General features: G+C 67.2%; 10 protein-coding genes and 1 pseudogene. 7 read left to right on the top strand and 4 right to left on the bottom strand.

What is annotated here, in order from left to right; all coding sequences use genetic code 11:
• Positions 1-48: 48 nt before the first annotated feature.
• Entirely contained in the window at positions 49-3,570 is a 3,522-nt protein-coding gene (gene smc / locus MNR00_RS09345; protein ID WP_241928811.1) for a chromosome segregation protein SMC, read from the bottom strand.
• 508 nt (positions 3,571-4,078) lie between these two features.
• Between smc and MNR00_RS09350 the strand changes: the two genes are divergently transcribed.
• The 5 genes from MNR00_RS09350 (at position 4,079) to MNR00_RS09370 (ending at position 8,670) form a co-directional block, all read left to right on the top strand.
• Entirely contained in the window at positions 4,079-4,369 is a 291-nt protein-coding gene (locus MNR00_RS09350; protein WP_241925664.1) for a hypothetical protein, read from the top strand.
• Between the two features lie 8 nt (positions 4,370-4,377).
• Positions 4,378-5,472, top strand: coding sequence for a GNAT family N-acetyltransferase (locus MNR00_RS09355; RefSeq protein WP_241925665.1), 1,095 nt, complete (start codon positions 4,378-4,380; stop codon positions 5,470-5,472).
• Complete coding sequence (locus MNR00_RS09360) at positions 5,469-6,557, top strand: GNAT family N-acetyltransferase (protein ID WP_241925666.1); 1,089 nt, start codon at positions 5,469-5,471, stop codon at positions 6,555-6,557. Before MNR00_RS09355 ends, MNR00_RS09360 begins: the two co-directional genes overlap by 4 nt.
• A gap of 98 nt (positions 6,558-6,655) precedes the next feature.
• Positions 6,656-7,351, top strand: coding sequence for an ABC transporter ATP-binding protein (locus MNR00_RS09365; protein ID WP_241925667.1), 696 nt, complete (start codon positions 6,656-6,658; stop codon positions 7,349-7,351).
• Positions 7,348-8,670 carry a permease gene (locus tag MNR00_RS09370; protein ID WP_241925668.1) on the top strand — a complete coding sequence of 441 codons (1,323 nt, stop codon included), beginning with the start codon at positions 7,348-7,350 and terminating at the stop codon, positions 8,668-8,670. The genes MNR00_RS09365 and MNR00_RS09370 overlap by 4 nt, the downstream gene beginning before the upstream one ends.
• A 6-nt stretch (positions 8,671-8,676) precedes the next feature.
• Here MNR00_RS09370 and MNR00_RS09375 read toward each other — a convergent pair.
• From MNR00_RS09375 to MNR00_RS09385, 3 genes and pseudogenes are all read right to left on the bottom strand, one after another.
• Positions 8,677-8,814: pseudogene (locus MNR00_RS09375) on the bottom strand (zinc finger domain-containing protein); the annotation flags it as partial.
• A gap of 42 nt (positions 8,815-8,856) precedes the next feature.
• Complete coding sequence (locus MNR00_RS09380; RefSeq protein ID WP_241925669.1) at positions 8,857-9,177, bottom strand: helix-turn-helix domain-containing protein; 321 nt, start codon at positions 9,175-9,177, stop codon at positions 8,857-8,859.
• A gap of 117 nt (positions 9,178-9,294) precedes the next feature.
• Complete coding sequence (locus MNR00_RS09385) at positions 9,295-9,591, bottom strand: hypothetical protein (RefSeq protein WP_241925670.1); 297 nt, start codon at positions 9,589-9,591, stop codon at positions 9,295-9,297.
• Between the two features lie 153 nt (positions 9,592-9,744).
• Between MNR00_RS09385 and MNR00_RS09390 the strand changes: the two genes are divergently transcribed.
• Both MNR00_RS09390 and MNR00_RS09395 read left to right on the top strand, forming a co-directional pair.
• Positions 9,745-9,921 (top strand): helix-turn-helix transcriptional regulator, encoded by a 177-nt coding sequence (locus MNR00_RS09390; RefSeq protein ID WP_241928812.1) that lies wholly within the window; start codon positions 9,745-9,747, stop codon positions 9,919-9,921.
• 6 nt (positions 9,922-9,927) lie between these two features.
• The gene (locus MNR00_RS09395) at positions 9,928-10,374 is read left to right on the top strand and encodes a hypothetical protein (protein ID WP_241925671.1); all 447 of its coding nucleotides are present in this window, start codon (positions 9,928-9,930) and stop codon (positions 10,372-10,374) included.
• Positions 10,375-10,409: the final 35 nt, after the last annotated feature.

Consider the following 10,409-nt stretch of genomic DNA (forward strand, 5'->3'; position numbering starts at 1 on the left):
CTGTGAGGCGCTGTCTTCAGTAATCCGACACGTAGCGTCCGCGTCGGGTCAGGAGGCGGCCGCGGCGCGGTCGCCCACGCGCTGACCCACCACGGCTGAGACGCCGTCCTGGCGCATCGACACGCCGTACAGGGCATCGGCGATCTCCATCGTGCGCTTCTGGTGGGTGATCACGAGCAGCTGAGAGCTCTCGCGAAGCTGCTCGAACACCGTCAGCAGGCGCCCCAGGTTCGCATCGTCCAGGGCTGCCTCGACCTCATCGAGGATGTAGAACGGACTCGGCCTCGCCTTGAAGATCGCCACCAGCAGCGCGACTGCCGCCAGCGACCGCTCTCCACCGGAGAGCAGCGACAGCCGTTCGATCTTCTTGCCGACCGGCCGTACCGAAACCTCGATCCCGGTGGTGAGCATGTCATCGGGATTGGTGAGCGAGATGCTGCCCGATCCACCGGGGAACAGCAGCGGGAACACCTCGGTGAAGGCCTGCCTGGTGTCTTCGAACGCGCTGGCGAAGATCACCTCCATCCGCTCGTCGAGCTCGGCGATGATCGTCAGCAGGTCTTCACGCGTCTTAGTGAGGTCGGCCAGCTGCTCAGTGAGGAACGCGTGCCGCTGCTCGAGTGCGGCGAACTCCTCCAAGGCCAGCGGGTTGACCCGGCCGAGCTGCACGAGCTTGCGCTCGGCGTCCTTCAGGCGTCGCTCCTGGATGCGCCGGTCGAACGGGATCGCCGCATCCTCGTCCGCATCCTCAGCACCAGGATCGCGTGGAACCAGCTGGTCGGGACCATATTCCGCAACAAGAATATCTTCGTCGAGGGCGAGTTCGGACGCCACGCGCTCCAGCAGGCTCGTCAGGTGCAGCTTCTTCTCGTGGATCTGCATCTCGAGCCCGTGCACACTCTCGGTGAGCCCGGCGAGCCGCTCTCGCAGCGACCCCTCCTGCGCCCGAAGCACGGTGAGCTCCTCGTTGTGCGCCGACCGCTCCGCTTCTGCGGCTGCGAGGGCGAGTCGTGCTTCGCTGACCGAGCGGTCGAGCGAGTCGAGAATCCGCGGGAGCTCAGCGGCGACCGAGGATGCGGCGTCGCGCTGTCCGCGTCTGATCACGGCCCGGCGAGCAGCCTCGGCGGCGGCATCCCGCTCCTGCTCGCGCTGACGCTGCAGCGCGACGACCCTGGACTGCGCTGCGCGCACACGCTCGCGCAGGGTCTCGATCTCCAGACGCGCCCTGACCTCGCCCTCGCGGGCGTTCTCGAGTGCCTCCAGCAGCCCATCTCGCGCCGACGCATCGAGCACTGGACGGGGTTCGGACTGTGAGGATTCCAGTTCTGCCTTCGCGGCGGTCGCGGCCTTCTCAGCATCCGTCACCGCGGCCTGCGCCTGGCCGAGACCGGACTCGAGTCGTTCGCACTCGGCGACCGCGGCCTCATGCTGCACGGTGACACGGTTCACCTGCTCGGCGTGGGTCGCGAGTGCCGCGTCATGCTCACGCAGATCGCGCAGTGCGTCTTTGGCGCGACGGCGCGCGGATTCCACGCGTTCGCTGACCTCTACGCGGGCCTCGCGCAGACTGTCGACGATGACGCGCACCTCGACGAGCCGCTCAGCAGCAGCGTCGCGCTCGGCCGCGAGCTCGAGTCGCGACGTCTCTCCCGAGCCGGCGCGCATCGTGTGCGCGGTGATGACCTCGCCGTTCTTGGTGACCACAGTGGTGCGCTCATCTCCCAGCGCGTCCAGCGTGTGACGCGCGCTGCGGGCGACGTCGAGGTCATCGGCGATCAGCACGGAAGCGAGGATCGCCCGCACACCGTGCGGCGCATCCACGACACCCGATGCCGCGACGGTGCCCGTGACGGCAGCGGCGAACGTCTCGGTCTCGACAGTTCCCTCGGCGATCACGAAGTCCACGGTTCCGCGCGCGCCCTCGGCCACCAGCGCGAACGCGTCGTCGACGCCGTCGACGAGCACGCCGTCAGCCAACGGGCCCAGCACGGCGGCGATCGCCGCCTCGTAGCCGGCGCGCACCTGAACCGCGTCTCCGACGAGCCCGCGCACCCCGGCGGCTCCCGACGCTGCGATCTCGGCAGCGCCACCGGACAGGGCCAGGGCGCTGCTGAGTGCGGCCGCCTTCGCGGTCAGAGCATCGGTCTCGCGCTCGGCGTCATGCAGTCGCTCGCGCAGCGCGTCCCGTTCTGCCTCGGCCGCGGTCGCCGCCTTCTGCGCATCCTCGTAGGCTGCGGCGTACTCGGCGGCCGTGCCGTCCGGCGCCTCGGCGTGGTCGATCGCCTCGAGTGCCTCAGCCGCCTCACGGCGGCGGGCATGGGCGGCTTCCAGCGCCTGCTCCTGTCGCAACACGGCGCCCCGCACAGCGGCGAGAGCGGATGCTGCCGCGTCAGCGTTTCCGCGCAGCGTGCTGACGTGCATGTCATAGGCCGAGACGAGGGCGCTCTGCTCGGCGATGTCGACGTCTAGCGTGTCGAGCTCGGCGCGGGCGCCCATCACCTCGCGGCTTGCCATCGTCGCAGCATCCTGCGCGTCACCCAGCCCCTCCGAGATGCGGGTGATCTCGTCGTTCGCCTCGTCGATCGTGTCCTGGGTGACGGTGATGGCCGTCACGACGTCGTCTTCTTCGACGCCGAGCAGCGCGAGGCGCTGATTGGCCAGGGTGAACAGGCTGCGCATGCGCTCCTGTGCTTGCTCCAGGCCGAACGAGACCCGCCGCGCCTCGTCGACGGCGGCGGAGTTCTGTGCCTGTTCCAGCCGCTGGATGCCCGTGCGCACAGCATCGGACTGCTCGGCGAGCACCAGACGCTCGGTGTGCCGCTCCTGCTCGGTGCGGGTGTGATCGGCGAGGGCGGTGCGCAGCGCGACGACGTCGTCGGCGAAGATCCGCGCCTTCGCGTCGCGCACGACGGCGGCGATGGTCTGCGCTTCGCGGGCGATCTCGGCTTGGCGCCCGAGCGGCTTCAGCTGCCGGCGGATCTCGCCGGCCAGGTCGCTCAGGCGTGTGAGATTGGTCTCCATCGCGTCGAGCTTCCGGAGCGTCTTCTCCTTGCGCCGACGGTGCTTGAGGATCCCAGCGGCTTCTTCGATGAATCCGCGCCGATCCTCGGGTGAGGCCTGCAGCACGGTGTCAAGGCGTCCCTGACCGACGATGACGTGCATCTCGCGCCCGAGCCCGGAGTCGCTGAGCAGCTCCTGCACGTCGAGCAGCCGGCAGTTCGATCCGTTGATCGCGTAGTCACTCGACCCGTTTCGGAACAGTGTTCGACTGATGGTGACCTCGGCGTAGTCGATCGGCAGCGCTCCGTCGCTGTTGTCGATCGTCAGGTGCACTTCAGCCCGACCGAGCGGACCTCGGGTCGACGTGCCGGCGAAGATGACGTCTTCCATCTTGCCGCCGCGAAGCGTCTTCGCCCCCTGCTCGCCCATCACCCAGGCAAGCGCGTCCACGACGTTCGACTTGCCCGACCCGTTCGGGCCGACGATGCAGGTGACGCCAGGTTCGAACACGAAGCTCGTCGGCTGCGCGAACGACTTGAAGCCCTTGAGCGTCAGGCTCTTCAGGTGCATGCCGGCGCCTTCGAGGTCAGGTGGATCACGCCCATACGCTACCGGAATCACGCGTCCCAGCGCGGAGCGCGCGCGGTACAGCGGCAGGATCGCAGCCATTGCGACACGCCGAAGATCACAGAAAGGTCTTGACCTGACGCTTCCAGGTCGATAGCGTGACTTCTCGGTCATATGAGAGGAGGTCACCGATGATGATCACGAAGCTTGACGCCCGGTTCGATACCGCGTCGCACGTGCCAGCGCTTGCCGCCGTCTCGGTGACCTTCGCCTACGTCGCGGGCTAGAACTCCACCGCCTCTCCCGATCTCTCAGGCATTCTCTGCCTGATCGATGATCGCCGTCGTCACGCTCCTGTGCGTGATCGACGCTCCGCCCGTTCATCGGGCATCCGCCCACGTCGCGGGCCTGCCTCGGATCGCTCTCCGGCGATCCGTCTTCGGCTCCCTGCGTCCGCCCTGTGCGACGCAGGCAGGGCCGTCTCCTCCATGAAACAGAAAGCGCACACATCGTGAGCACGATTCTGCTGGCCGACAACCGTCAGCAAAACACGTCCATCCATCCGCCGGATACCAAGGATCACGAGATCCTCACCATCCCCGACAGGGAAGGTCTGCGGCACCTCACGCTCGCCGATCGTCTCAGCCTCCGTATCGGTCTCTGGCTGCTGCACCACAGCCTGAACCGAGACCGTTTGCCCGCTTCGGGCGCCCCGGATCTGCAGTACCTGCAGCTCCGACTTCTCGAAGAACAACAGGCGAAGGCACTGCTCACCTACGGGCTGCAGCGCGGAATGTACTGAGGATCCTGATGACGACCGTCTCCCTTCCCGCAGGTGCGACCCTGCGTCCGCTCGAGCTTCCCGCCCGAGCGGACGCGGGGCCAACCACGCTCGTCCGCGAGTACGCCGCCGTACGCAACGCCTCGCTGCGCGAGGCCACCGGACGCGACGATGACGCGCAGACCGCGGAGTCTCTGCTGCCGATGCTGCGCAGCGACGCCGATATGAACCGCCGCCAGTGGTACATCGAGTCAGGCGGCGCCATCGTCGGCTGCGTGCCGTTGAACATCTTCCAGGACGAAGGCGCGGCCATCGCCATAGGGACGATCGCACTGCTCCGACCGCACTGGAACCAGGGCATCGGCACAGCGGTGCTGGCTTTCGTGGAACAGCAGGCTCGAGCAGCGGGGGTGCGCAGGCTGCTGTCCTTCAACGAGCATCACTCTGACGGCGCCCTGGACAGCATCCCCTCGCCGACCGGTCTCGGCTCAGTTCCCCGCGATCACAGCGCTCGGTTCCTGGAGCGTCACGGCTTCCATCTGGAGCAGGTCGTGCGTGCCAGCGCACTTGTCTGGTCCGATGAGACCGCGGCGTTCCTCGAGGGACTGCAGAGCGACGCGCAGAGCCATGCCGAGGACTACCGCGTCGTGCAGTGGATGCTGCCGACGCCGGAAGAGCATCTCGACGGCTACGCGTGGCTGAAATCTCGCATGTCCACCGACGCGCCGGACGCTGAACTCGGCATGCCCATCGAGACGTGGGACGCCGATCGCGTGCGCCGGCATGACGCGCGCTACGCGGCGCGAGGTGCACGGGTGCAGGTCACGGCGGCCGAGCACATCGCCACCGGCGAGCTGTGCGCGTTCAACGAGCTCGCCATCGTCGGCGATGATTCCGCGAAGACCGACCAGGAGGACACACTGGTGCTCGCCGATCACCGTGGGCACCGACTCGGGATGCTGGTGAAGACCGCCGGCCTTCGGACGTGGCGGGCACAACACCCGCTGTCGGGGCGGGTCGTCACCTACAACGCTGAAGAGAACCGGCCGATGCTCTCTATCAATGAAGCCATCGGCTTCACCCCCGTCGCCTATGAGGGCGCGTGGCGAAAGGACCTCGCATGACCACCGTCTCCCCCACCACGCTGACGATCCGAGAGCTCGTGCTGCCGCAGCGTCTGGACACACCCGACGCTGCTGACTTCCATGCGCTCGTCGCCCTGATGAACGCGATCTGCCGGTCGGACACCGGCCTGTCCGACTTCGACCGGACGGCGGAGGAGAGTCTGCCGGAATGGCTGGACAGCTCCGACGACGTCGACCGTGCGTTCCTCGCGGAAGAAGACGGCAGGATCCTCGGTGCCGTCGCGCTCCACTACGCGACAGCGGAGCCCACCAGCGCCGACATCGACCTGATGGTTCTGCCGGTGAACTGGGGTCGAGGCATCGAACAGGCGCTGCTGGATCGCGCCGAGTCGGAGGTCCGACTGCTCGACCGCAAAGTCCTGCAGTCGTGGACCCTGCATCGACCGGACGCCGCTGGTGAGACGCTCGCGGCGCCCACCGGCTGGGGACGGGTCTCGGCGACACCACACGCCCGGATCCTCGAGCGGAACGGCTACGGTCTGGAGCAGGTCGAACGCAACAGCGCCCTCGATCTGCAGGGCCCGATGGACAGCATCCGCACCCATCTCGATGCGGCGCTGGCGATCGCCGGCGACGACTACCGCCTCGTGCAGTGGACGGTGCCGACGCCCGCCGAGCATCGGGAGGGCTACGCGTGGGCGATGTCGCGCATGTCGACCGACGCACCCAGCGGCGGCCTGGAGGTCGATGAGGAGGTGTGGGACGCCGACCGGCTCGCACGCCGCGAGGCGCGTTTCCTCGAGAGCGGCCAGACCGTCTCGGTGGCGGCCGCTGTGCATGTGCCAACCGGAGCCTTCGCGGCGCTCAACGAGCTCGTGATCGGCGACGACCCCACCGGTGTGACGCATCAGTATTCGACGCTGGTGCTCAAGGAACATCGTGGACACCGACTCGGCATGATCGTGAAGTGCGCGAACATCCTGCGCTGGAAGGACATCGCACCGGATTCGCCGCGGATCTCCACGTTCAACGCCGAAGAGAACCGGCCGATGCTGTCCATCAACGAGGCGCTCGGCTTCACGGCCGTCTCGTACGCCGCGGCCTGGCAGAAGAAGCTGAGCTGACGGCGATGCGCTGCGGTCATCCCCGAGGATGACCGCAGCGGGGCGGGATCATTCGCTGGTTCGATGATTCCGCCTCGCACCGCGACGAGGCTGGAAGCATGACCGATCCGATCCTGCTCGCCCACTCGCTCACGAAGACCTACGGTGCGACTCACGCGCTCGCCAGCGCCGACATCGCGGTGCAGCGGGGTGAGTCCCTCGCGATCATGGGTGCGTCCGGCTCTGGTAAGACCACTCTGCTGCATGTGCTGGCGGGCATCGTCGCCCCCGACACCGGGTCGGTGCTGTTCACGCCGGCCTCGGGCATCCGCCTCGATGTCGCGGCGATGTCCGAGACGCAGCGTTCGCAGCTGCGCAGAGAGCGCCTCGGGTTCGTTTTCCAGCAGGGTCTGCTGATTCCCGAGCTCACCGCCATCGAGAACGTCGCCCTCGCGCTGATGATCAATGGGGTCACGCGCGCCGAGGCGACCGCCCAGGCCGCTGCCTGGCTGCATTCGCTGGGCCTTGCCGGTATGGAGGACCGCCGCATCGGCGAACTGTCCGGCGGCCAGGCGCAGCGCGTGGCGATCGCGCGGGCGCAGGTCACCGGTGCCGAGTTGATCTTCGCCGACGAGCCGACCGGGGCACTGGATTCGCAGACGTCGGCTGAGGTGATGGATGCCCTGCTCTGGTCGACCACCGCTCAGGGCCGCACACTCGTCGTCGTCACGCACGATGCGCAGGTCGCCGCGAAGTGCTCGCGTGTGCTGCGCATGCGTGACGGCGTGATCGTCTCGGCGGAGGTGCCGGCGTGAACCTCGCGGTCATCCGCCTGCTGATGCGGCCAGAGAAGGGGCACGCCGCGACGCTGGTGCTGCCGGCCGTCGCGTTCGCTGTCGTCACGACCCTTGCGCTGACCGTGATCGGCGGTGCGCAGACCTTCTGGACCTGGGACGACGACTACTCGATGATCTATCAGACGCTGGCTGCCGTCGCACTGGTGCTGCTGGTCATGCCATTGGCATCGCTCGGTGGCGCGGCCGCACGCCTGTCGGCGCGTCGCCGCGACGAGCGGCTCTCGACGCTGCGCCTGCTGGGCGTGACGCCGTTCGGTGTGGGTGTGGCGACTGTCGTGGAATCCACGCTCATCGCCGCGGCCGGCGTCGTGGTGGGCATCGTGCTGTATCTTGCCCTGGTGCCAGTGGTCGGGCTGATCCCGTTCCGCGGCGAGGCGCTGGGGGCCGCAGCGGTGCTGCTCTCCCCCGCCGCTATCGCCCTGGTGAGCCTCGGCGCGGTGCTGCTGGCTGTGGTGAGTGCCGTTCTGGGGCTGCGCACCATCGTCATCTCGCCGCTGGGGGTGCGCATGCGCACACAGGGCGCGAAGGTGCACTGGGTGCGTGCCGTCGCGGCGGGAGTGCTGCTGCTCGCGGCGTTCCTCGTGGCCCAGGCCGTGCCGACACTGGCCAGTGCGATGGCGGTCACCGTCACACTCGCCGTGCTGTTCGGCGGCACGTTGGCGCTCTTGAACCTGATCGGTCCGTGGGTGCTGAAGGTGATCGCAACTCGACAGGTGCGGCGGGCGCAGACGCCAGAGCGGCTGCTCGCCGGGCGGACGGTGCTGGATTCACCCAAGGGCACCTGGCGTCAGGTCGGCGGGGTGGCGATGGCGAGCTTCATGGCCGTGTTCGCCGGCACTGGAGTGTCGCTGATGAACCTGATGAGCACCGAGGACGCCGCCGCGGAGCAGGTCGCGCTAGCAGCGGACATGCGCACCGGCCTGATCATCACGCTGATCGCCTCGTTCCTGATGGTGGCGGCGTCGGTGGGAGTGACGCAGGCGTCGGATGCCCTCGACCAGCGCCCCCTGCATCGCAGTCTTCACCAGCTGGGCATGCCAAGGACGACCGTCGAGGCCGCACGGCGCCGCGCCGTCATGTCTCCGCTGCTGATCACGACCCTCGGCTCAGCGCTGGTCGCCGCCGTCGTGGTGTTCCCCCTGCTCGGTGCTGCCGTGATCGTCGCGCCCCTGTCGCTGCTGACCATCGCGCTGGTGCTCTGCGCAGGCATCCTCATCGTGTGGCTGAGCACCCTCGCGACGCGGCCGCTGCTGCGAGCCGCGTTCGCGGATGCGTGAGAGGTATCAGCGTCGCCGCTGGCACCTCGGGCAGAAGTGACTTGACCGGTTCATGAACGACGCGCGCTGGATCGGCCCGCCGCAGCGCGGGCAGGGCTGGCCACCGCGGCCATAGGCGTTCAGCGAGTGGGCGAAGTAGCCCGACTACAGCAGTAATGTACGTTCACCCTCCTTAATTGGTACACGTCAGCGGCGGGTACCTGGATTGAGAAGCACAGCGAGGCGCGCCCTCTGCTCTTCGGTGAACGGAGGAGCCGCCGCCCTGATCGCAGCGACATGACGGTCCTGCGCTTCGGTAGAGAATGCAGCGTCCAGGTCTTCCACCTTGATCAGGTGTTTCCTTACGCGGCGGCCGTCGCGCCCGGCCACGACGATCAACTCGGACGGCAGCGTTCCCTTCTTGATGAGGTTGTAGATCGTGTTGCGGCTGCAGGCGTGCCTTTCCGCGGCCGCTCGAATATCGAGGCCGTTCTCACTCACACCTGGACGCTCGTCATCGTGGTTCATGGGCACTTCCCGCTCGTTCGAGCAGTCGAAAGCTGTCCAAGCGAACCCGCGGCGGTGAAGCCTGTTCAACCAACATGAACGTAGGTAGGAATCGAGAGGTTCTGATCGCTGCCGACATCACTGCCGTCGGACTTCCAGCGCTCGTCGGATCCGTGTGATCTGCGACTCCGTCAATGGCGTGGCCGCGGCTCGAATCGCGGCGACGTGATCGTCGTGGGACCGCAGTCGGTCGATCGCGTCGAGGTCCTGGACGCGGATCATGTGCTTGCGCACGCTGCGGCCGTCACGCCCGGGAACGCGAACCTTCTCCGAAGCGAGCTGCCCCGTCCGGATCAGGTGATAGACGGCATGGATGGGACGCCCAAGTCGCACTGCGGCGGCGGGGATGTCTAATCGTTCATCGGGTCGTTCCATGGACTCCACCCTTCTCGACACCGTTGTCGAGAACCCGTCGTCACCACGAATCAATGTGACTCATAGTCCGTGGATTATGAGTCACTTTAACTTCATCGTTGAAGGATGACTACCCCTGCGCATCGGATCGCCTTTGGCGATCCGTTGCGCAGGATGCGCCAGGAGCACGGATGGGCTTCGCAGGAGGCCTTCGCGCATCACGCGGGACTCGACAGGACCTACATCAGCTCCATCGAGCGCGGCCGCCGGAACCCAACCCTGGACGTGATCGTCAAGTTGGCCCACGCATTGGAGGTCCGACCCGCGGATCTGCTTGCGACGGTTGAGTAGCGAGCAGTGCACAGCATTCCCGAGCTCGAAGACCTCGTGCGCCGCGTACGCGCAGCGATACTTAGCATCGACGCGGAACCAAGTCGAAATCGCAAGACAATCTTCCCCGCAATGTGGTGCGAATACGCATCCATCGTCATCGCGGAGATCCTGGAGCGGGATCATTCGACCTCATGGACGTTCATCGATGCAGGCCTGCCTGAAGCGCCGAATGGGCATGCGTGGCTCGAACTACGAGACGACGATGGCACTCGTCTCCTCACGATCGACGCCACTCTAGATCAGTTCCCCTGGAGCGGCGACGGTCCACATGTGGGCACGGAGCAGACGCCGGCCGCACAAGTCTTCACGACGAGACGTTACGAGGGCCCATGGGAAGGCTGGGGCGTGCTGGCGTTCGACCCTACGTTTCGCAAGTATGCAGAGGACTTTGCAGCTCAGTCCGGCCTCTAATCGCATGCGTCGTCCCCAGGGCGATGGACCGCGCG

Source organism: Microbacterium sp. H1-D42, from assembly GCF_022637555.1.
GTDB lineage: Bacteria > Actinomycetota > Actinomycetes > Actinomycetales > Microbacteriaceae > Microbacterium.